Here is a 22,390-nt window from a genome sequence, read left to right as displayed (position 1 = left end):
CACAAATCCTTTCATGAAAAATAGAAAATACCATTATATTATGAATTCACACACTTTTTTGAGAAACATTTCTCAATGCACCCAACTCCATTTCACAACGGCACTCGTGAATGACATAACGTAAAAGCCCCGTAAAGTATAAACATGGGCACTACTCTCTTTACACTTAATAAAAGTGCAAGCCGCTATCATTATATTATTGATGAACTCTTAATATTGTACTCCCCCTTAACACTTAAGATCATTCATAAAAAGTATTTTAACAGATACACCAACCTTGCATGCAATAGTCAATAACATCATTTTACGAAACAACATCAAGCATATAAACTAAAGAGTATCATATCTTCATAAACACTCTGCATATGCAAATAATTCACAATCAAACAAAAAATAATATTTCCTTAAGGATAGTAAAAAGCGTATGATTTACGCAATATAACAACACCATGAGCCCAAAACACCACTGATAGCTCTAGAAAAAATCTTTATGTTTCCCTAAAAAATTATCATGATACAATGGCGTTTTTATAATGCACATCGTAAATAGCTTTAAAAAGAAGAAAAGTTATAAATCTAAAAGGGGAATACTTCATGAATAATCAAACAACTTTAGATCCACATGATACAAGGAAACGTATTTTTGCTATCATATCCAGCGCATCAGGAAATCTGGTAGAATGGTACGACTTTTATGCTTACTCCTTTGCATCGGTTTATTTTGCATCACAGTTTTTTCCTGAAGATGAAGATATTGTTACACAACTGTTAAAAACGGCAGGAATCTTTTTTATTGGCTTTCTTATGCGTCCAATTGGAGCATGGCTCTTTGGCTGCATTGCCGATCGTTACGGACGCAAACGCTCAATGCTTATTTCTGTTTTTATGATGTGTGGTGGCTCTTTTCTCATTGCCATACTTCCCACTTATAAAACCTTGGGAATAACAGCAGCATTTCTTCTCCTTTTAGTCCGTATGTTTCAAGGACTTTCCGTTGGCGGTGAATATGGTACAGCAGCAACTTATATGAGCGAAGTTGCACCGAAAAATCGTCGCGGGCTCTTTGCTTCTTTTCAATATGCAACAACGATCTCAGGTCAACTTCTCGCAAGTTTTATAATATTTATTTTAGCCCTTTACCTTACTGAAGATCAGTTAAAAGCGTGGGGATGGCGTATTCCTTTTGTGATTGGTGGCTTTGGAGCAATCGTTGCAATTTATCTGCGTAGTTTGCTCCATGAAACAACAACCCACAAAAGCCGCTCTGAAAAACATGCTGGTAGTCTTCGAGAACTTTTTCGCAATCATAAAAAAGCTTTCTTTTTGGTTGTTGGCTTTACAGCTGGTGGATCACTCACATTTTATACATACACCACTTATATGCAAAAATATCTGATCACAACCACGGGCTTTGATAAACAAACCGCAACAACGATAATGACTGCCGCCCTCTTTGTTTTTGTGCTACTCCAACCCCTTTTTGGTTCCCTAGCCGATAAAATTGGAGCAAGAGCTTCACTCATTAGTTGGGGGGCATTATCCATTATCTGCACCATTCCTGTACTTAAAATGATCGGTAATGCCCATAATCCATGGACAGCACTCTTAATTATTATTGGAATACTCTGTGTTATGAGTTTTTATACGTCCATTGCTGGTATCATAAAAGCAGAATTGTTCCCTGCTTCAATCCGAGCAATTGGTGTTGGATTTGCTTTTGCCATTGGCAACGCACTCTTTGGCGGTTCTGCTGAATATGTAGCGCTTGGATTAAAAAATATGGGATACGAATCTGTTTTCTTTTTTTACATCGTTGGTATGATGGTCATTGCACTCATCTCTATTCTTCTTATGCCCGATATAGATAAAGGAGGATATCTCGATAAAGACGATAGACTTCATTAAACTTATTTTCTGGATAAAAAAGCCCAAGAAATTGGGCTTTTTTTGATCTCCTCTCCACCCTAGTAAAGAACGAAAAGCCCGCCCTACATTCGTCTTACAAACGACTCAGTTTCTCTTAAATTGTCTATAGTTACTGCCTCTTTATGTAATTTACTTGATAAGATTCTATGGGCAGCCCTACCCTAAATATTTATCACGATATCTAAAAAACACCTCATACGGAAAACCTTATCTGAGGCTTACCTCACCCTCCTAAATGATGATATGTTATGATACAATAAGATAAGTAAAGACACAAAATCCCCTTTTACATTACTTAAGCTTTATGAAATATTTTCAGTTTTTGAGCTTTCTGTTCATAAAGACCATCTCTTCTATGATCTTCCGGTATGATTCCAATAATTGCATTCTTCTCATAAAGTTTAAAGGTATCTTGATCTACTTTTCAATGTTCTCTCCCTTTAAATGCAATATGATAACTTTTTATTCTACAACACAAGTAAAAATCTTAAAACGAATGACAACATAACTCTAATAGATCATCTTAAAGAGTTTCCCTAAGAAATTGTTATAATACAATTGAATTTTTCTGGAAATCATAAACAATTATGTTTAGAAAATATGAACTATAAATCCAAAAGGGGAACAATTCATGAAAAATGAAACAACTTCAGCATCACAGGATGCAAGAAAACGTGTTTTTGCTATTATAGCAAGCGCATCAGGAAATCTCGTAGAATGGTATGATTTTTACGTTTACTCATTTGCATCAATTTATTTTGCATCACAATTCTTTCCCTCCGATGGTGATACGATTACGCCACTGTTAAAAACCGCGGGTGTGTTTTTTATTGGCTTTCTTATGCGCCCTATTGGAGCTTGGTTTTTAGGGTTTGTCGCCGATCGTTATGGACGTAAACGCTCGATGCTTATATCCATTTTTATGATGTGTGGTGGCTCTTTTTTCATCGCCATACTTCCCACCTATGAAACCTTAGGAATAACATCAGCAATCCTTTTACTTTTAGCTCGGATGATGCAAGGACTTTCAGCGGGTGGTGAATATGGTACAGCAGCCACTTATATGAGCGAAGTTGCCCTCAAAAAACATCGTGGGCTTTTTGCTTCTTTCCAATCTGCCACCCTTATTACAGGTCAACTTCTTGCCAGCTTCATTATATTTATTCTAGCATCTTATCTCTCTGAAGATCAGTTAAAAGCATGGGGATGGCGCATTCCTTTTGTAATTGGTGGATTCGGGGCAGTGATTGCGATTTATCTGCGTCGTTCTCTCCACGAAACAACCACGAAAGAAAGCCGCTCTCACAAACACTCTGGCAGTCTTAAGGAACTACTCACCAAGCATACAAAAGCCGTTGTCGTAATTGCATGCTTTGCATCAGGAGGATCACTCACATTTTACACCTTTACGACTTATATGCAAAAATATCTGATCACAACTACCGGCTTTGATAAACATACCGCAACAACGATTATGACAGCTGTACTATTTATTTTCATCCTATTCCAACCCATAGCTGGTATCATAGCCGATAAAATTGGAACAAAAACTTTACTTATCATTTGGAGTATACTCTCTGTCATCTTTACATTTCCTGGACTCTGGATAATCGGTAATACGCATAGTATATGGATTGCCTTTTCCGTCATTATTGGCTTGCTCTTCATTATGAGCATGTATACATCCATCTCTGGTGTCGTAAAATCAGCAATGTTTCCCTCTTCAATACGCGCATTAGGCGTTAGCATCTCTCATGCCATTGGTAACGCCTTATTTGGTGGTTCTGCTGAATACGTTGCGCTTGGATTAAAAAAGTACGGTCATGAATCACTCTTTTATTTTTATATAACCGTCGTGATGATCATGGCATTCATTGCTCTTCTCTTTGTCCCAAGTATGCGTAAAGGAGGCTACCTCCAAGAGGATGAAAAACATTAATCCTTTTTATCAACGAAAAAGCCCAAGAAATTGGGCTTTTTTTTATCATTATCACAAATTTAATATTGTTTAAATTTTATGAAGTGCATTAAGTTGCTTAGCAACTAGATAATAAAAAGTCATACGACTTTTTCTACGCTCTCCAGACATCATCTCAGCCACTTTTGAAACAGCCATTTTAGCACTCTTCTCATCAGCTTCTAAAACATCTTGAACCCATTTTTCAACACGTTCTAACTCTTTTGGATCCGACGTAGCAACAAGCGCTGCATCCTGCTTTTTCATCACCAAAGCTAAACGACGGCTAAGTCGTTCTACTGCTGCTTCATCGGGATTTGAATCATATAGTTTAATATCTGCTAAATTATTTGTCATTTTGCATCATCTCCTCTCCAAAAATGAGCGGACTATACTTTACAGCCGCACCATATAGCTCCATAAATAATTAGAGGATTAAAAATATTAACAACCCCCCCTTTTCCTAAGACTGTTCTTCATCTATATTTAGAGGGCTGGTTTACCAGCTATGGTAATAAATGGACGGTGAAATAAACCTATTGGACCCGGGGGCGGTACCCGGCGCCTCCACCAAAATATAAGAAACCAAAGTTATATTTTGGTGGGGGCGAAATAGGATCGACAAGGGTGTAAAGATCGCTCTTTTACTCGGCATTGTACCACCGTTATCGGGCTAAATGAGTAGTTGCAAATGACAACTATGCGGAAGCACGTCTCGCCGCTTAAGGTGGTGTGAATGTTTCAATTTGAGCCTTAAACCGTCGCAGGTTTAAGCGGGGTTCGGAGGCACCTGGCAACAGAAGCCTTCACTTTTTTAAATGTTGTTGATTGATCTTTCAGACATTATTTACCATAGAGTTTCGTATTTATTCGATTTATTGAGGTGCATCGTAGAAAAAATCTGCTAATTTAAAATATATTCTATCACACAATATCAATACGCCCCATTCTGCTACGTGAAATAAAAGGAAAAAACTTCGATGGTTAAAGATCAAATCCGTTACGATATTCTCGTTCAGGATGCGCTTCGTGGAGTTATCCGTAAAGTTTTATCGGAAGTTGCCAAAGCAGGTCTTCCGGGAAATCATCATTTTTTTATAACTTTTTTGACAAATGCCCCAGGCGTTAAAATTTCTCCTCGGCTAAAAAATCGCTATCCCGAGCAAATGACAATCGTCTTACAGCATCAATTTAGAGATCTCAGTGTTTCAGAAACAGCTTTCGAAGTAACTCTCTCTTTCAGGGAAATAACCGAAAAGCTCGTGATTCCTTTTACTTCCATTCAGGTCTTTTACGATCCTGTAGCAGCATTTGAAGCAGCATTTGATCTGCCCTCAAATCTGACCTCTGGAGAAAGTGAAAATTCAGAAAATACCTCAACTACGCCCATTACCTTATCAAACAAACAAAAAAAAGAAAATACGCTTACAAAAGAACAAAATCTCAGTACAAATAAAGAACCTTCAAATAACGATGCAAAACAAAATCAAAGTGCTGATGTTGTTTCTTTAGATTCCTTTCGGAAAAAATAATTTTTCTCATGACTGAATTGATTAATCTTCGCCAATTTCGAAAACAAAAAAAACGTACAGAAAAATCTCTTTGTGCTGAGCAAAATCGTTATCGTTTTGGACGAACAAAAACTGAAAAAAATTTTGAGCAGCAAAAATCTTTAAAAATGCAAAAATTTCTTGATCAAAATCGTTTGCGAAACGACGAATAAAGGTGGAAAAATGCACGAAAATAATTCTATCGATTGGTCAAAAGTCATTCCACGAAAGATATCTGTTCGCGTTGATGGACACGCAACAAGCGTCTCTTTAGAACCACCATTTTTAGATATTCTAAAAGATATAGCCCGCAAAAAAGGACAATCTTTAGCCTTTATTATTACCGATATTGATAGCAAAAGACCACAACAAGTAAATCTTTCGGCTTCGTTACGCGTTTATGCCCTTCAAAGCGTTCTCACCCAACGCCTTTAATGTTTGTGCTTATTTTTTTACGTTCTCTTTCTGTCTGTTCAACTGAAACTGTTGTGACTTTTTAAGAGAAGTTTTTTTTAATCTAGAACTTCAATGAAAAAAAGACTACAAAAGAGATATAATGAGTAATTTTTCTGATCACACCATACCTTTCTTTGAAGAAGATTTCCCTCCAGACCATGATAAGAAGAGCTCTGATTTTTTCTCCCATACTCTAAAAGAACAAAAATCATATAACACAGACTATTTAGAACAACTCAATCCAGAACAGCAACAAGCTGTTATGAATACTGAGGGACCTCTTTTAGTTCTTGCAGGTGCTGGTACAGGAAAAACGCGCGTTTTAACAACCCGTATTTCTCACATTTTACGCTCTGGACTTGCCTCTCCTCAGCAAATACTTGCTGTCACTTTCACCAACAAAGCAGCACGTGAAATGAAAATACGTATTGGTGAACTTATTGGAGAAGTTGTTGAAGGTATGCCTTGGCTTGGAACCTTTCATTCCACTGGAGCTAAAATTTTACGCCGTCACGCAGAGCTTGTTGATTTAAAAAGAAACTTTATAATTCTCGATAGCGATGATGTTCTTCGACTTTTAAAACAACTTATTCAAGCTGAAGGATTAGACGATAAGCGTTGGCCCGCACGAAACCTTGCCATGATGATTGATTCTTGGAAAAATCAAGGACTTTCACCAACACATATCTCAAAAAGTGATGCTCATTCCTTTGGTAACGGCATGGGACGTGAACTTTATCACAGTTATCAAAATCGATTAAAAGATCTTAATGCTTGTGATTTTGGTGACCTTCTACTTCATTCTATCTCTATCTTCCAACATAATCCAGATATTCTTCGCGAATACCATTCTCAATTTCGTTATATTCTTGTCGATGAATATCAGGATACAAATACAGCACAATATCTTTGGCTTCGCCTTTTGGCCCAACATCCTCAAGGTCAACATGTTAATCTTTGTTGTGTTGGTGATGATGATCAATCCATTTATGGATGGCGTGGTGCAAAAGTCGAAAACATATTACGTTTTGAAAAAGATTTTCCTTCTGCTAAAATTATTCGTCTAGAACGCAATTATCGCTCAACATCTCATATTCTTAAAACCGCCTCCCATCTCATTGCTCATAATGAAGAAAGACTGGGAAAAGTCCTTTTTTCTGCTCAAATAAAGAGTGAGGAAGAAAAGGTAAAAATTCATTCAGCATGGGATTCGGCAGAAGAAGCTCGAGCAATCGGAGAAGAAATCGAACGCGCACAACAAACCGGTCATGCATTAAATCATATGGCTATATTGGTACGCGCATCATTTCAAATGCGTGAATTTGAAGATCGCTTTGTAACACTTGGCCTTAATTATCGCGTCATTGGTGGTCCTCGTTTTTATGAGCGAATGGAAATACGTGATGCCATGGCTTATTTACGCATTGTTGTCCAACCTACTGATGATTTAGCTTTTGAGCGTGTTATTAATACACCGAAACGCGGCATAGGAGATGCAACCCTGCGCATTCTTTATGAGAGTGCACGTGCACGTGCTGTTCCTCTCTTTTCTGCTGCCGCTGACATCATTGAAACAGATGAATTAAAGCCTAAGGCACGCAGTGCGTTACGAAGCCTTATTGAAAACTTCCGCCGCTGGCAAAATATGCTTCAAGACACTCCTCATAGAGAACTTGCCGAGATCGTCCTTGATGATTCTGGTTATACAACCATGTGGTTAGAAGATCGTTCACCAGAAGCTCCTACAAGACTAGAAAATCTTAAAGAAATGATTCGTTCCATGGAACAATTTGAAAATCTTCAAAGTTTTTTGGAACATGTTGCACTCGTTATGGAAACGGAAAATAATGAAAATATGGATGCAGTCAACATCATGACACTTCATTCAGCCAAAGGGCTTGAATTTGAAACAGTTTTTCTTCCAGGTTGGGAAGAAGGACTCTTTCCCCACCAGCGCTCATTAGATGAAGGTGGACGTTCAGGATTAGAAGAAGAACGGCGTCTTGCTTACGTAGGTCTAACAAGAGCAAAAAAACATTTGCATATATGGTTTGTATCGAATCGAAGAATTCATGGACTTTGGCAACCTGCTCTTCCCTCCCGTTTTCTAGATGAATTACCAGCAGAACATATAGAAGTTGTAGAAATGCAAACATCCTATGGTGGTTATGGAAAATCTTCCTTTCAACATCACGATTCCTTTTATAATGACTATGCAACAGCAAGACAAAAGCGTACACAAAAAAACAAAAATATTGAAGGGAAAGTTATCTCTCAATCAATCTCTCATGTACCATCAGATTTTTCTGTCAATGATCGGATTTTTCACATAAAATTTGGTTATGGTCGTATTACAACAATAGACGATCATAAATTGACAATAATGTTCGAAAAAGCCGGAGAAAAGCGTGTACTAGACAATTTTGTAAACAAAGCTTAATTACAAGTAAACCACGATCAGTTTTTTCAAGAAACCACTTTATTTTATTCTGAATGTCATTTCCATTTACGAACAAAAGCTTCAATGGGCAAATTTTGCATATCAGGCAATGCGTTGTGAATTTTATCAAGCGGCCAATCCCACCAAGCCATATCTAAAAGGCATTCTATGACATGATTGGGAAAACGCATCCGCAACCGTTTAGCAGGCACCCCAACAACAATCGTATATGGCAAAACATCTTTCGTTATAACAGCGTTCGCGCCAATGATAGCGCCATGACCAATTGTCACCCCAGGCATAATAACCGCACCATATCCAATCCACACATCATGCCCAATAATAACACGTTTTGCACAACGCCTTTCACGAAAACCACTATCTAATGCCATATAACGAAAATATTCGTTTGGACGATAGGTTATTTTATGCGTTGAAACGCGCTCCATAGGATGCTCCAACGCATTCATCCGTACATGAGATGCAATAGAACAAAAGCGCCCAATATCGCTATAAATAGCCTCACTATTACGCTCTAAATAAGAAAAATCTCCAACGGTTACATCCCGTAAAATCACCCGCTCATTAATTTCCACATAGCGCCCTAATTTACAACCATGCAGCCGCGCTGTCGTATGGATACGAGGCTCACTTTCATGAAATCGAAGATCTTTCTCAATATTCATACATCTTTCACCAATGTTTCATCAATAGATATGGAAAGACATACCAATAAAGCCAATAAAATCAACCATGAAACAAACATTGCAAAACAAACCTGCCGATGTTACAATTTCTCGATCTATCTAAGAGAGTCAAACTATGAAAAATGTAATACGCATCTTGGGGCTGACAATCATATTTCTTGCAGGTGTTTTTATTTATGATACGCTGACAAATAAGCCTTTAGGTGATAACTTTACTCTCACTGATTCTAATGGAAAAAATATTACTGAGGCTGATGTTCGAAGCAAGCCTTCAATAATTTTTTTCGGCTTCACTATGTGTCCTGAAAGCTGCCCTACCACACTGATGAATCTTGATCGATGGCTTACAGCCCTTGGTCCTGAAGCTGATAAATTAGGTATATGGTTTGTGACTGTTGATCCTGAACGTGACACACCAAAAGTACTCCATGATTATCTCAGTAATTTTAACAATAAAATTGTTGGCATTAGTGGAGATCCTGATAAAGTTCATAAAATGGTCAATTCTTTCAACATCGTTGCTGAAAAAGTTCCTGAAACAGATGGAAACTATACATATAACCATACAGCAGCAGTTTTTTTACTCAAAAAAGGTGGAAAATTAGCTGGCGTTATCCGTTATGACACGAAAGAAAGCGATAGCGAATTAAAAGATGAAATCGCCATTGAACGGTTAAAAAAACTCATCTTAAACTAAAAAAAGCCGATCAAAAGAAAGAACAGCATGTCGCAACAAATTCGCCTCTATTATACTGCTTCTAAAAATGAAGCAGAACGGTTCTATACCCTTATAGAAACAGCCTTTGACGAAGAAGGTTATCCTCTTGCTCTTACAGAGATAGATGAACAAAATGCTGTATATGAGCTTTCTCTATATGTCGATCAAGACAATCAAGAGAACGCATTGAAACGTTTTGCCAAAATTCTTTCTATAGATTTTGATAAAATTAATATGGAAGTTTTACCCAACATTGATTGGGTACAAAAAAGCCTAGAAGGACTAAAACCTGTGCAAGCTGGTCCTTTTTTCCTTCATGGAAGTCACAACCGAAACGCCATTCCAGCAAATGTTCTCCCTATTGAAATTGAAGCTAATCAAGCTTTTGGCACCGGACATCATGGAACAACAGCCGGTTGTTTAGAAATGATCGCCAAAGTCATGAAACACGAAAATCCCCAAAATGCCCTTGATCTTGGTACTGGGAGCGGTGTACTAGCCATTGGCATAGCAATGCTCAAACCAATTACTGTGCTTGCATCCGATATTGACCCAATTGCTGTTCAAGTTGCACAACACAATATCGAATTCAATGATGTCAATGAATATGTTACAGCTATTACAGCAACAGGTTTTGCCCATGATGCAATTGCATCACGAGCCCCTTTTGATCTCATTGTTGCCAATATCCTTGCTAATCCGCTTATTGAACTTGCGCAAGAAGTGGTAACGGCACTTCAAAAAGAGGGGTCACTTATACTCTCTGGAATTCTTGAAGAACAACATGCCCATGTTTTGGAGACTTATATAAAACAAGGACTGAAGCATATCGAAACATACCACCGGCAAGGATGGGTTACGATACACCTGAAATAAAATAAAAGAAAAGGACGTCGTTATGTATCAATCTTTTGAGGCGACAACAAATCCTGCTTATGCAGCAGAACGCATTTCTTGCCTTCGTAAAGAACTCGATCACCTTGGACTCGATGGTTTTCTTGTTCCGCGGTGCGATGAACACCAAGGAGAGTATGTCCCTCCTCATGCTCAACGCCTTAGCTGGTTAACCGGCTTTACTGGATCAGCTGGGATTGCACTGATTTTAAAAAACAAAGCCATCATATTTACAGATGGGCGATATAAGCTCCAAGTTCGCCAACAAACTGATCCTGATATTTTTAATTATGAAGATCTCATAACTTGTCCTCCCTCACAATGGCTTGAAAAAAATGGTCAAAAACTTTCTATTGGCTTTGATCCATGGCTCCACACGATTGCTGCCACCGATGCATTGAGAAATGCATTAGAAATGAAAGCAGGTGGAAAACTTGTAGAAGTTCAACATAATCCCATTGATCTGCTCTGGCATAATCAACCAAAATTACCACAATCTGCCTTATCAATTCACCCTCTCAAATATGCTGGGTGCGATACAAATGAAAAACTCGCTTTGATTTACAAAGATATACAGCAAACTCATGCAAATGCTTTTATTTTTACAGACCCCTCTTCCATTGCATGGACATTCAACATACGGGGCAATGATGTTTCCAACACGCCTTTTTCCCTTTGTTTTGCTCTCATTCCACTTAACGAAACACCAGCTTTATTCATTGACAGCAAAAAACTTGGTGTAGAACAGAAACAATATCTAGAACGTTATGCAAAATTATATGAACCAGAACAGCTTATTCCCAAGATCAAAGAGTATGTTCAAAAAGGGACAGTGTTTGCCTTAGATCCACAGCTAACATGCGAAAAATTACGAACTGTTATTGAAGAAAAAAATAGCTCTTTTATCACACTTACTGATCCTGCTGCTCTACCACGTGCCATTAAAAATGACACAGAACTCAATGGCGCACGCAAAGCGCATCTACGCGATGGTGTTGCCCTAACCCGTTTTTTTTCTTGGTTAGATAAACAAATACCAGGGTCAATAAGTGAAATTTCCGCTGCTCAAAAATTAGAAGAATTTCGCATAAATACAGCAAAAGAAATGGGAGAAAAACTTAAAGATCTTTCTTTTGATACAATTTCAGCAGCAGGAGAAAATGGTGCCATTATTCATTATCGTGTAACAACGCAAACAAATAAACAACTCAAAACCGGTGAACTTTACCTCGTTGATTCAGGTGGACAATATCGTGATGGTACGACTGATGTCACACGCACCGTAGCAATTGGGAATATTGGAGAAGAAGAAAAACACTGTTTTACGCTTGTTCTCAAAGGCATGATTGCTCTTTCAACTATCAGATTTCCAAAAGGCACACGAGGACGAGACCTTGATTCTCTTGCACGCATTGCATTGTGGAAAGCTGGTTTTGATTATGCCCATGGCACCGGTCATGGTGTTGGATCTTATCTTTCTGTCCATGAAGGACCGCAAAATATTTCTCGCAAAGGGTGCCAAGAACTCATCTCCGGTATGATTCTTTCAAACGAGCCAGGCTATTACCGCGAAGGCGCTTTTGGTATCCGTCTTGAAAATTTGATGATTGTGAAGCCAGCACAAAAAATTGATGGTGGAGATATAGAAATGCTCTCGTTCGAAACACTCACACTTTGCCCCATTGATCGACGGTTAATCCTTCCAGAGCTTTTGACACAAGAAGAACGGCAATGGCTCAATGATTACCATGCGCGCGTTTATCAGATGAATGCACCTTACTTGAACGAAGAAGATAAAAAATGGGCAAAAGAAGCAACAATGCCCCTTTAAATGAAGCAACGTATAACTTTTACTCTTTCTACAAAACACAGGATCTTCTCTTTTTAAGGGAAAAATATGTATCTGCATCAGGAAATACAAAAAATATTTCTACAAGATACTTCAAGTTTTTTGCTGGTACGGTAAACGCTAACCTCGGTGAAGCAAGATGAGATACACCTATACGCGGTAATACTTATCTTGGCGATCTCCATCTAGACACTCTCATATCCCTAGTTTCTTTATATGGAAACTTTCGTTATATTTTGTAACCCTCCGCATCGTATTTCTAAAACACCTATTATAACCAGCTTATTACGCTGTTTGGATTCAAAAATTCTGCATATTTATTCGAATAAATTTTACCTTTTTGTTTGCTTCATAATGATAATTTATATTTTTAAATTCTTGAGTTATTTTCAACAGCTGTAATTCCTTATAATACATATTGCTACAATAAAATAGAATCTGCTATGAAATAAAAGTTAAGTATTTAGAATTTAAAAGAAATAGCATGATGATAACATCAGCGTTAAAGTTTTTCATTTATTTGCATAGTTAACAGTACAATATTATTTTCTAGACTATTACTTATTGTTGAAAAACGTTATCTACAATATAAATAGTTTCCAACTGCACAGTATGAAAACAACATATATGGAGGTATATGTTTTTACCTGAACATGTCATTCAGCTAAAAAATTAACAACAATAACAGAGTATATGAAAAACTACATAACACAAAAACAGTCACATAAGTAAAGGAGATTCAAACTCTCTACAAAATTTCACAAATACTTTGAAAAAGACACAATAAAGCGTGTATCTTATGGCTTGTTAGTTAACAAAATCTTAATCACAGATCTTAATAAGCTATATCCTTATCCAGTATTTTAGAAATAAAGTGATTATCCTAATGCGTATAGTTTTATTTTGTTCCATAATATTATTTTTGGATACTATATTGGGCCTTCTGTATTGAAGGAAATTACTAAATTTAAGCGAGTTCCTATTGCTGTATTTTCTGAAAATCAAGTCATTACTCCAAATAAGTACGATAAATTATACGAAGAGTACGTAAAGACACAATATCCTGATAATATATACGAAGAGCGTCTAGAAATTGCAAAAAAATATCTGGATAATAAGAGTTATGGTGTATATCATGTTCTAAGCCCTGGGATGATAGTACTAATTCCTGAAAATATAAATCTTATCCATGCGAAAGTTGTTTGGTGTGCATGCCTTGTGGACTTATTACAGGGAGAGTACAATAAAAAATTTTCAGCATTATCCCTACCTACCTACATACATACATAAGCTACATTCTCAATATAATTGGAAAGAAAACGATTTCATTTGGGCAAAAAATTTAGTCATGAACTCGACAGATCCAATGTTTAGATACGCACGAATGGTATTTAATTCTGAAATATTCTCAATCCAAATACTAGCTCTAATAAACGAAATTTCCTATGCTGAGAAATTTGAGAGAGATGAAGGAAGTCAGGAAAAAAATTATGCTGCTAGACGCATTAGCGAATATCCGAAATTTTGTAATGAAATTGGACAAGTGTACCATCTAATAATGCCTGATAAGTATAGATACCAGTAATCTTTTATAATTCAACATAATAAACAACTCGCAGTTATATCCCTTATTCATTTATAGCGGAATATTTTATTATATTTTGTAATCTTCCGCGTTATATTTTTATTACGTCATTATAATTGGTTTATTACGGCATTTTGGATTAAATTATACATATTTGTTCAAAAATTTTACCTTTCTTCACAGTAATAATTTATATCTTTTACTAATAATAACCTTGTATATTCTTCATTATAATAGTTTAAGTTTAATATTTAAGTTCAACGTTAATCATTTTTAATAACTTAATAAATATCAAAATATATGGCGCTCTGTTTTTGCAAAAAACAGCCCCTATTATCCCCCTTTTTGATTTCATCCCCCCAAAAATGTAAGAGAGATAATCATACAAACAGCATACGATCTTCTGGAAAAATCCCTCTAAACATTATGTTTCTCAATCAGCTGTAGCCAAGCCTCTTCATCGATAACCTCAACACCTAATTCCTCAGCTTTAGCCAACTTGGAGCCCGCTCCAGGTCCTGCAACAAGAAGATCTGTTTTTTTAGAAAGTGAACCAGATGTTTTAGCCCCTAATCGCTCTGCCAATGCTTTTGCTTCATCGCGTGACATATGCGCCAAAGTTCCTGTAAAAACAATGATCTTCTCTGCTATTGGTGAAGAATCTGCTATGATAGGCTCCTCATCAAGAGGTATTACTTCTTCAAGCAAAACAGATAAAATCTCACGGTTATGCGCTTCTTGATAAAAATCAACAATTGCGCTCCCTACCTGTGGTCCAATTCCTTCGATATTGGTAAGCTCTATCCAAGCCTCATTTCCTTCTTCATTTTCCTTATCACATGGCATAAGTGCTTCCATAGCCGCAGTCTCAAAAGCTGTATAATTTTTATAAGCGCGTGCAAGGCGGCGTGCATTCACTTCGCCAACATGACGAATCCCCAATGCAAACAAAAAACGGCTCAACGGAATTTCTCGGCGCGCATTAATGGCATCATACAATTTCCGCACTGAAACAGTACCAAAACCTTCCATATTTTCCAAACGTATCAAAGACTTTTCTTGGCGCCGTTGTAAAGTAAAAATATCGGCTGGTGTATGAATACAAAGCGCCTCATCTTGAGCATAGAAAAAAAACTCTACCTGTTTTTTACCCAAGCCTTCAATATCAAAAGCATTGCGTGAAACAAAATGACGAATACGTTCAATTGCTTGTGCAGGACAAATAAGCCCCCCTGTACAGCGACGCACGGCTTCTCCCACTTCACGAACAGCATGACTCCCACACACGGGACACAGATGAGGAAACACAAAAGTAGAAGCATTTTTTGGACGCTTTGCAGCGACAATATCAACAATTTGAGGGATCACATCACCAGCGCGTTGTACAATCACGCTATCACCTACACGGATATCACGTCCTTCACGAATGGGCTCTCCTTTATGACCAATTCCCTTAATATAATCCTCATTATGCAAACTAGCATTGGTCACCACCACTCCACCAACAGTAATAGGCGTAAGACGTGCAACAGGTGTCAAAGCTCCCGTGCGACCAACTTGAATGTCAATATCTTCCAAAAGCGCTATCGCTTTTTCTGCTGGAAATTTATGGGCGATAGCCCAACGCGGCGAACGAGAAACAAACCCCAAGCGCTTTTGGAGCATCAAATCATTAACCTTATAAACAATGCCATCAATATCATAGCTTAAAGAATGACGGCATTCTTCGATATCGTGATAATAGCAAATAATATCTTCTACTGTCTTAAAGACTTTTGTTAATGGATTGATAACAAAGCCATACTCTTTTAGCTTTTTCATCATCTCCATTTGACTTTCTGCCAATATTTCACTCACCTCACCACAAGCATAAGCAAAAAATTGAAGTTTTCTGCTAGCGGTTATCCGTGAATCAAGCTGACGGAGAGAACCAGCCGCCGCATTTCGAGGATTGGCAAAGGTTAACTTGCCCTTCTCTTGTTGGCTGATATTTAGTGCTTGGAAATCTTCCCGCCCCATATAAACTTCACCACGCACCTCAATGATATCAGGAAAATCACCTTGCAAAACTTGTGGAATATCAGCAATTGTTCGGGCATTTGCCGTCACATTTTCACCGACAGTTCCATCCCCACGCGTTGCCGCACGCACAAGCTGCCCCTTTTCGTAGCGCAAAGACAAAGATAAACCATCAATTTTTGGCTCCGCTGTTATTTCCAACACTTGTGTTTCTGGAAGCCGTAAAAAACGACGAATACGCTCAACAAATTCAGTAACATCTTCAGAGCTAAACGCATTATCAAGTGAAAGCATAGGCTGTGCATGAACAGATTTTTCAAATTTTTCAGAAATTGGTGCTCCAATTTTATGTGAAGGAGAATCAATACGTATAAGCTCTGGAAAAAGAGCTTCAATTTCTGCATTACGACGACGTAAAGCATCATATTCTGCATCAGAAATTTCAGGCTGATCATCACGATTATAAAGCACATCATGACGTGCAATCTCTTTTGCCAACCACTCTAATTCACGTTCTGCTTCAACAGCTGTGAGATTTTTATATGCATCTTTGTTCATAAAATCTATTCCAAATTACAAGCGCTGCCACAAGGGCCTCCCACGCCTCCTCATCAAGTGAATCTCAATAAATATAAGCTTTCTAGTATTTTTATCGCTGACTAATTACCTTTATGCGAGAAGCTTTTGAGCCGCTGCACGCGCTTCTTCAGTAATCTGTTCTCCAGCCAACATACGGGCAATTTCTTCTGCACGCTCATGTTCTTTCATTTTATGAATCGCAGTAACAAAGCGTCCTTTATCATGACTCTCAATTTTTGAAATAAGAAAATGACCATGCGCTTTCGATGCAACCTGTGGAGCATGCGTAATAGCGAAAACTTGGACATGTTCTGATAAGCGTTGCAACCGTTGCCCAATAGCCGCTGCAACAGCCCCCCCAACACCTGTATCAATTTCATCAAAAATCAGCGTCGGTGCTGATCCTCGATCAGATAAAACAACTTTTAATGCCAGCAAAAAACGAGATAATTCACCGCCAGAAGCCACACTAAGCATCGGCCCAGCACGTGTTCCAGGATTTGTCCGCACCCAATATTCAATACGATCACATCCCTCTGCACTCCGCTTTTCCATATCACTTTGCATTTCAACAATAAATTCAGCCCTCTCTAACTTCAATGCCGGCAACTCAGCCATAACACTTTCAGATAAATGCCTTGCTGTCTCCCGACGCTTTATTGTTAAGGCTTGCGCCAATGTATCATAATTTTTCTTTGCCTGCTCTGCCTCATCTTCAAAACGTGTCAATATGGTCTGAGCCTCTTCAAAATCAGCCAGTTCAGCATCCATTTTATCGCGTAACTGAACCAATTCATCCGCAGAAACTTGATATTTACGAGCAAAACCCCGAAGAGCAAAAAGACGTTCTTCTATCCGTTCCAATTCATCAGGTTCAAAATCTAATGCTCGTATTGCCGTCTCAATACCTTCTTGTGCTGTTGCAAGTGCATGCAATGCCTCATCAATAGATTTCACCACAGGTGCAATAAGTTCTTGCGCCTCAGGAATTTTCCGCTCCAAACGCCTCACCAAATTAGAAAGCACTGGGATTGGTGATTTTTGACCCGTTAAAAGATCATCTGCTTCTTTAATATCTGTTGCTATTTTTTCTAATTTAAGCATATCAGCACGACGAAGAGAAAGAGCTTCCTCTTCACCAACTTTAAAATCAAGCTTTTCAAGCTCTTCTACACACGTACGAAGATAATCAACCTCCCGTACAGCACTCTCTACTTTAAGACGCTGCCGTTGCAAACGCTCCTCAAATTCACGCCATGAGTGATAACACTGACGCAAATTTTCCACTTCATCTTCAAGACCACCAAAGGCATCTAATAATTGGCGATGTGTAGCAACATCAACAAGCGCACGATCATCATGTTGTCCATGGATTTCAACCAGCAAACGGCCAACACTCCGCATCAATGCAACACTAGACACCTGATCATTGATAAAAACACGGCTACGTCCATCACTTGATTGCACACGTCGTAAAATAATATCACCCTCATCATCAAGACCATTCTCACGAATAAGTTGACGTGCAGGATGTGAAACAGACACATCAAAAACAGCTGTGACCTGCCCGCGGTCAGCCCCATGACGCACAAGCGAAGCATCACCCCGCCCCCCTAGAGCAAGTGATAAAGCATCAAGGAGAATAGACTTCCCCGCACCCGTTTCTCCAGTTAAAACCGTCAACCCCGCTGTAAAATTAATATCGAGCGTTTCGATCAAAACAATATTATGAATCGAAAGCTGTACCAACATAGAGAATCAACGTATCCTCTTCTTGTCACCACCTAAAGCATTTGAGATCCAAGAAGATTTATGCTCACGTGGCGATATTTTATTCTTCTGCAAGAGATTATAAGAAAATTTATACCACTCACTTTTGGGATAATTACGTCCTAAAATAGCTGCTGCCGTCTGTGCTTCCGCCGTTAAGCCGAGAGCAAGATTAACTTCAGTCAAGCGGAAAAGTGCTTCTTCAATTTGATTTGTATCAGAATACTCCTCAACCACGGTACGAAACCGTCTACTTGCCGCAAGATAGCGCCGTCCCTCTTCATAATAACGGCCAATCTGCATTTCTTTACCAGCCAGTTGTTCGCGACCAAAACGGATTTTATCCTTAGCATCCTTGACATACTCAGAATTAGGATAACGCTCTATAAGAAGCTGCATAGCAGCAATAGCACGTTTCGTGTCACGTTGATCACGCGTAACATCAGGAATCCGACGGAAAGAAGAAAGACCAATAATATAGTATGCATAAGCCGAGTCAGTCGACCCTGGATAAAGAGTAATATAGCGTTGAGCCATACTAATTGAATCATCATACTTTCCGAGTCGATAATTAGTAAAAGCACCCATGACCAAAGATTTACGTCCCCAGTCTGTATAAGCGTACTGTTTTTCAATCTTCAAAAACTTCTTCGATGCGTCCCCAAGCCGCCCACTTTCAAGGCTAGCAAGCGCCTGATTATATAAAACATCTGGTGGCTCTATTTTCAAAACATAAGCAGATGGATCAAGGGTATTTTTCTCTTTAAAGAGGCATCCCGCTAACATACAGGTGCTTCCCAAAAGCACCACCCCCAATATCTTGCGTACAATGTTAGATTTTCTATATGTCATATTTCCAATGCACACATGAGATTTTTTCATAGTTTTTCCGGCCTCCACAGAATATCACCTTGTAGCAATAACAATTTATCAAAGGTTTTATACCATATCACTTTAAAATCCACATAACCAATTTAGCAGTTTAGGTCAATCATCCCCTTAAAAATCAAATAAACGATAAAAAAATCTTGTCAATTTTTTTACTCTTTCTCTAAAAAGCTTTTTTCATAATATGATTCGTCTGCCAAAACAGCCTTCACCAATTGCGCATTAATTCTATGCCCACTACAATAAGAACGAAATAATCCAATAAAAGGTGCCCCAAGCAAAGCAGTATCACCAATCGCATCAAGCATCTTGTGCCGAACACATTCATTCTCCCAATAAGGACCATCGGGATTTAAAATTTTATCATTAAGGTCGATAACAAGAGAATTTTCCAAAGAAGCACCTCTCGCCTTTCCAGAAAGCCTTAATTCCTCCACGTCTTTGATAAAACCAAAAGTGCGCGCACGTGACAAATCATCCCTAAACCCTCGTGTGGTAAGATCAAAACTGAAATGTTGCTTACCAATAGCAGAAGAAGGAAAAGAGATCGTTATATCAAAACGACGTCCATCGAATGGCAAAAGCTCTGCAACACCATGAGCTCCTTCAACCCGCACCGGCTTTTTTATAATGAAATAAGAACGCAACGCATTTTGCTGTACAATACCAACATCTTCAAAAGCTTGGCAATATAGCCACGCTGAACCATCCAAAATAGGAATCTCATTATGTGACACTTCAATAACAAGATTATCCAAATTATAAGCAGCAATTGCCGCCATCAAATGTTCAATTGTTTCAACCCTTACATCTTCATCTCCAAGTACTGTTGATAATTCAGTTTCTCCTGTTTGCGATGCATGGGCTTGAAATATTTTCTCTGTTCCGTCTAATCCACAACGCTTAAAAACAATACCACACCCAACATCCGCTGGACAAATCTTTACCACTGACAAACAGCCACTGTGAACGCCAATGCCCTTAAATGTTACTGCTTTTTTAAGAGTAGACTGATATTTTGGTACTAAATTCATCATATCATTTTATTAAATTGCTTGTACATCTTTTAACAAAATTTATAAAACTATAAAAAATATTCATAGTAAATAATAAAAAAAACCGCTTATTATAAGCGGTTTTTTTTAACAAAGTATTTTATCCAAAAAACAGTAATATATTTTACTGTATAATTTTTGTCTGATCATTAAAGAAATAATAAAATTTCTTACTTTACCTCATTTTTCATCAATTAATTTGCCTGACGACGTAAAAATGCTGGTATTTCCAACTGATCTTCTTCACTTATAAAAGTACGCTGATCTTGTGGTACCTGAGGATGCAGCTCACCAGAACGACGTGGAACATAAACAGAAGCATCTTGAGAAAGCGCCTGAGAATTTTTATTGTAAACATGAGACTCTTTCTGCTGAGACGATCTAACAGCAGGCTCCAACCTCGCTTCTGGCTCAGCTTCTTCACGATGTGTCAAGCTCTGTTTCAAACGCTGCCAAAGATTACGAGGACCTTGATCAGTCACAAATGTTCTTTGACTTTGTCCATGAGCAACAGGTGGAAAATCCTTTAACTCAGGCATACGCATTGGAGCGCGCGCTTGCATTTGTTTTGGTTGCACTGGCTTTTCTTTTTGCTTCACAAGCCCTGTCATCTCATCAAGAACATGCGCTGTTGCCTCCATACTCACAGGAGCCGTCATCGCCTGTTGAGAACCACGGCTTACTTGCATACGAGGCACATTTGATCTCTGTTCCTGAACAGCATTTGAACCATACGCAACAGCATTCGTCGCACTTCGTGTCGTCATTGAGTCTGCAGGATGTGCAAAAATTTGACTTTTGGGACGGAACTGTTCTCCGGTTGATTTACCCTTCTCTATTTCAAGTGATTCGATTACTTCTACCATTGACTCAGAACGCAGAGGCGAAGATTGAACATGAAAAGAACTGTGTGACGTTCCAGGATCGCTCTTGCGTATTGAAGAAGCAGTCCTTTGAATCTGAGGATGAGAGGACTGAACCACATCACTAACTTCACGATCAATACCGGTGGCAACCACAGAAACACGAATAACACCTTCCAATGACTCATCATCAATAGCGCCAAAGATCACATTCGCATCAGCATCTACTTCTTCACGAATACGATTAGCAGCTTCATCAACTTCAAAGAGAGTCATATCACGACCACCCGTAATAGAAATCAATAAACCACGCGCCCCACGCATAGAGGTATCATCCAACAATGGGTTTGCAATAGCAGCTTCAGCCGCAGCCAAAGCACGCCCATCACCAGATGCCTCACCCGTTCCCATCATGGCTCGACCCATTTCGTGCATAACAGAACGAACATCAGCAAAATCAAGGTTAATCAAACCCTCTTTAATCATCAAATCCGTAATGGAAGCAACACCAGAATAAAGCACTTGGTCAGCCATAGCAAAAGCATCAGCAAACGTTGTCTTATCATTTGCAATACGGAAAAGATTTTGATTGGGAATAACAATCAATGTATCGACAGACTTTTGTAATTCTTCAATACCAGCCTCTGCCGTTTTCATACGACGTGCGCCTTCAAACTGAAACGGCTTTGTCACAACACCAACAGTCAAAATACCTTTTTCACGCGCTGCGCGAGCAACAACGGGAGCAGCTCCTGTTCCAGTTCCTCCCCCCATACCAGCAGTAATGAAAACCATATGAGAGTCTGCAAGATGATCAATAATTTCATCAATACATTCCTCCGCCGCCGCTTGTCCAACTTCCGGCAAAGCCCCAGCACCCAAACCTTCTGTCACAGCTGCCCCAAGTTGGATAACACGTTCAGCCTTTGACATAGCCAAAGCCTGTGCATCCGTATTTGCAACAACAAAGTCAACTCCCTGAAGACCAGCATTTATCATATTATTCACGGCATTCCCGCCACCACCTCCAACACCAAAAACGGTAATGCGTGGCTTCAATTCCGCGATATCTGGCCGATGCAGATTAATCGTCATTTTCTTTTCCTTCTCATAAGACACCGCAAGCCAAAGCGA

General features: G+C 38.6%; 17 protein-coding genes and 1 other RNA gene. 11 read left to right on the top strand and 7 right to left on the bottom strand.

Annotation, left to right across the window (positions count from 1 at the left end):
- Window positions 1-594: 594 nt before the first annotated feature.
- Together ACFIK2_RS03365 and ACFIK2_RS03360 are read left to right on the top strand one after the other, a co-directional pair.
- Window positions 595-1,905 (top strand): MFS family transporter, encoded by a 1,311-nt coding sequence (locus ACFIK2_RS03365; protein WP_375632969.1) that lies wholly within the window; start codon window positions 595-597, stop codon window positions 1,903-1,905.
- Between the two features lie 652 nt (window positions 1,906-2,557).
- Window positions 2,558-3,865, top strand: a complete 1,308-nt coding sequence (locus tag ACFIK2_RS03360) for an MFS transporter (RefSeq protein WP_375632971.1) — start codon at window positions 2,558-2,560, stop codon at window positions 3,863-3,865.
- 69 nt (window positions 3,866-3,934) lie between these two features.
- Here the strand turns inward: ACFIK2_RS03360 and ACFIK2_RS03355 are convergent, their stop codons facing one another.
- Window positions 3,935-4,240, bottom strand: a complete 306-nt coding sequence (locus ACFIK2_RS03355) for a DUF2853 family protein (RefSeq protein ID WP_375618238.1) — start codon at window positions 4,238-4,240, stop codon at window positions 3,935-3,937.
- Window positions 4,241-4,337: 97 nt separating this feature from the next.
- Here ACFIK2_RS03355 and ssrA point away from each other — a divergent pair.
- The 5 genes from ssrA (at window position 4,338) to ACFIK2_RS03330 (ending at window position 8,329) form a co-directional block, all read left to right on the top strand.
- Window positions 4,338-4,694: a transfer-messenger RNA gene (gene ssrA, locus ACFIK2_RS03350) on the top strand.
- A 169-nt stretch (window positions 4,695-4,863) separates the two neighbouring features.
- Window positions 4,864-5,415 (top strand): SspB family protein, encoded by a 552-nt coding sequence (locus ACFIK2_RS03345; RefSeq protein WP_375612012.1) that lies wholly within the window; start codon window positions 4,864-4,866, stop codon window positions 5,413-5,415.
- An 8-nt stretch (window positions 5,416-5,423) separates the two neighbouring features.
- Window positions 5,424-5,606, top strand: coding sequence for a DUF4169 family protein (locus tag ACFIK2_RS03340; protein WP_375612011.1), 183 nt, complete (start codon window positions 5,424-5,426; stop codon window positions 5,604-5,606).
- Between the two features lie 10 nt (window positions 5,607-5,616).
- A complete protein-coding gene (locus ACFIK2_RS03335; protein WP_273788067.1) occupies window positions 5,617-5,868 on the top strand; it encodes a ribbon-helix-helix domain-containing protein in 252 nt (83 codons plus the stop codon).
- A gap of 121 nt (window positions 5,869-5,989) precedes the next feature.
- Window positions 5,990-8,329: an ATP-dependent helicase gene (locus ACFIK2_RS03330; RefSeq protein WP_375632973.1), complete on the top strand. Its 2,340-nt coding sequence runs from the start codon at window positions 5,990-5,992 to the stop codon at window positions 8,327-8,329.
- A gap of 56 nt (window positions 8,330-8,385) precedes the next feature.
- On the opposite strand, the gene ACFIK2_RS03325 is transcribed toward ACFIK2_RS03330, so the two are convergent.
- Window positions 8,386-9,015 carry a DapH/DapD/GlmU-related protein gene (locus tag ACFIK2_RS03325; RefSeq protein ID WP_375632975.1) on the bottom strand — a complete coding sequence of 210 codons (630 nt, stop codon included), beginning with the start codon at window positions 9,013-9,015 and terminating at the stop codon, window positions 8,386-8,388.
- 136 nt (window positions 9,016-9,151) lie between these two features.
- On the opposite strand from ACFIK2_RS03325, the gene ACFIK2_RS03320 reads away from it, so the two are divergent.
- The 4 genes from ACFIK2_RS03320 to ACFIK2_RS03305 all read left to right on the top strand — a co-directional run bounded on the left by ACFIK2_RS03320 (window position 9,152) and on the right by ACFIK2_RS03305 (window position 13,787).
- The gene (locus ACFIK2_RS03320; RefSeq protein ID WP_375632977.1) at window positions 9,152-9,733 is read left to right on the top strand and encodes an SCO family protein; all 582 of its coding nucleotides are present in this window, start codon (window positions 9,152-9,154) and stop codon (window positions 9,731-9,733) included.
- 27 nt (window positions 9,734-9,760) lie between these two features.
- On the top strand, window positions 9,761-10,630 hold the full coding sequence (locus tag ACFIK2_RS03315) for a 50S ribosomal protein L11 methyltransferase (RefSeq protein ID WP_375634617.1): 870 nt from the start codon (window positions 9,761-9,763) through the stop codon (window positions 10,628-10,630).
- A 22-nt stretch (window positions 10,631-10,652) separates the two neighbouring features.
- On the top strand, window positions 10,653-12,479 hold the full coding sequence (locus tag ACFIK2_RS03310) for an aminopeptidase P family protein (protein WP_375642932.1): 1,827 nt from the start codon (window positions 10,653-10,655) through the stop codon (window positions 12,477-12,479).
- 966 nt (window positions 12,480-13,445) lie between these two features.
- The gene (locus ACFIK2_RS03305) at window positions 13,446-13,787 is read left to right on the top strand and encodes a hypothetical protein (protein WP_375642931.1); all 342 of its coding nucleotides are present in this window, start codon (window positions 13,446-13,448) and stop codon (window positions 13,785-13,787) included.
- A gap of 712 nt (window positions 13,788-14,499) precedes the next feature.
- On the opposite strand, the gene ligA is transcribed toward ACFIK2_RS03305, so the two are convergent.
- The 5 genes from ligA to ftsZ all read right to left on the bottom strand — a co-directional run bounded on the left by ligA (window position 14,500) and on the right by ftsZ (window position 22,351).
- The gene (gene ligA / locus ACFIK2_RS03300) at window positions 14,500-16,659 is read right to left on the bottom strand and encodes an NAD-dependent DNA ligase LigA (protein ID WP_375636806.1); all 2,160 of its coding nucleotides are present in this window, start codon (window positions 16,657-16,659) and stop codon (window positions 14,500-14,502) included.
- Window positions 16,660-16,770: 111 nt separating this feature from the next.
- Entirely contained in the window at window positions 16,771-18,432 is a 1,662-nt protein-coding gene (recN, locus tag ACFIK2_RS03295) for a DNA repair protein RecN (protein ID WP_375634620.1), read from the bottom strand.
- 6 nt (window positions 18,433-18,438) lie between these two features.
- Window positions 18,439-19,332: an outer membrane protein assembly factor BamD gene (locus tag ACFIK2_RS03290; protein ID WP_375632987.1), complete on the bottom strand. Its 894-nt coding sequence runs from the start codon at window positions 19,330-19,332 to the stop codon at window positions 18,439-18,441.
- A 158-nt stretch (window positions 19,333-19,490) separates the two neighbouring features.
- Window positions 19,491-20,375 carry a UDP-3-O-acyl-N-acetylglucosamine deacetylase gene (gene lpxC, locus ACFIK2_RS03285; protein ID WP_375632989.1) on the bottom strand — a complete coding sequence of 295 codons (885 nt, stop codon included), beginning with the start codon at window positions 20,373-20,375 and terminating at the stop codon, window positions 19,491-19,493.
- Between the two features lie 212 nt (window positions 20,376-20,587).
- On the bottom strand, window positions 20,588-22,351 hold the full coding sequence (gene ftsZ / locus ACFIK2_RS03280) for a cell division protein FtsZ (protein ID WP_375632991.1): 1,764 nt from the start codon (window positions 22,349-22,351) through the stop codon (window positions 20,588-20,590).
- Between the last annotated feature and the right edge of the window lie 39 nt (window positions 22,352-22,390).

This window comes from Bartonella sp. AP88XZML, assembly GCF_042195565.1.
In the GTDB taxonomy this organism is placed as follows: domain Bacteria; phylum Pseudomonadota; class Alphaproteobacteria; order Rhizobiales; family Rhizobiaceae; genus Bartonella.
Note: the sequence above shows the minus strand (reverse complement) of the source record. Positions and strands in the feature narration are given on the sequence as shown.

Excerpts from the sequence above, each read along its gene's own strand:
- ACFIK2_RS03365 (WP_375632969.1), top strand. The coding sequence starts at position 595 with ATGAATAATCAAACAACTTTAGATCCACATGATACAAGGAAACGTATT.
- ACFIK2_RS03360 (WP_375632971.1), top strand. The coding sequence starts at position 2,558 with ATGAAAAATGAAACAACTTCAGCATCACAGGATGCAAGAAAACGTGTT.
- ACFIK2_RS03355 (WP_375618238.1), bottom strand. The coding sequence starts at position 4,240 with ATGACAAATAATTTAGCAGATATTAAACTATATGATTCAAATCCCGAT.
- ACFIK2_RS03345 (WP_375612012.1), top strand. The coding sequence starts at position 4,864 with ATGGTTAAAGATCAAATCCGTTACGATATTCTCGTTCAGGATGCGCTT.
- ACFIK2_RS03340 (WP_375612011.1), top strand. The coding sequence starts at position 5,424 with ATGACTGAATTGATTAATCTTCGCCAATTTCGAAAACAAAAAAAACGT.
- ACFIK2_RS03335 (WP_273788067.1), top strand. The coding sequence starts at position 5,617 with ATGCACGAAAATAATTCTATCGATTGGTCAAAAGTCATTCCACGAAAG.
- ACFIK2_RS03330 (WP_375632973.1), top strand. The coding sequence starts at position 5,990 with ATGAGTAATTTTTCTGATCACACCATACCTTTCTTTGAAGAAGATTTC.
- ACFIK2_RS03325 (WP_375632975.1), bottom strand. The coding sequence starts at position 9,015 with ATGAATATTGAGAAAGATCTTCGATTTCATGAAAGTGAGCCTCGTATC.
- ACFIK2_RS03320 (WP_375632977.1), top strand. The coding sequence starts at position 9,152 with ATGAAAAATGTAATACGCATCTTGGGGCTGACAATCATATTTCTTGCA.
- ACFIK2_RS03315 (WP_375634617.1), top strand. The coding sequence starts at position 9,761 with ATGTCGCAACAAATTCGCCTCTATTATACTGCTTCTAAAAATGAAGCA.
- ACFIK2_RS03310 (WP_375642932.1), top strand. The coding sequence starts at position 10,653 with ATGTATCAATCTTTTGAGGCGACAACAAATCCTGCTTATGCAGCAGAA.
- ligA (WP_375636806.1), bottom strand. The coding sequence starts at position 16,659 with ATGAACAAAGATGCATATAAAAATCTCACAGCTGTTGAAGCAGAACGT.
- recN (WP_375634620.1), bottom strand. The coding sequence starts at position 18,432 with ATGTTGGTACAGCTTTCGATTCATAATATTGTTTTGATCGAAACGCTC.
- ACFIK2_RS03290 (WP_375632987.1), bottom strand. The coding sequence starts at position 19,332 with ATGAAAAAATCTCATGTGTGCATTGGAAATATGACATATAGAAAATCT.
- lpxC (WP_375632989.1), bottom strand. The coding sequence starts at position 20,375 with ATGATGAATTTAGTACCAAAATATCAGTCTACTCTTAAAAAAGCAGTA.
- ftsZ (WP_375632991.1), bottom strand. The coding sequence starts at position 22,351 with ATGACGATTAATCTGCATCGGCCAGATATCGCGGAATTGAAGCCACGC.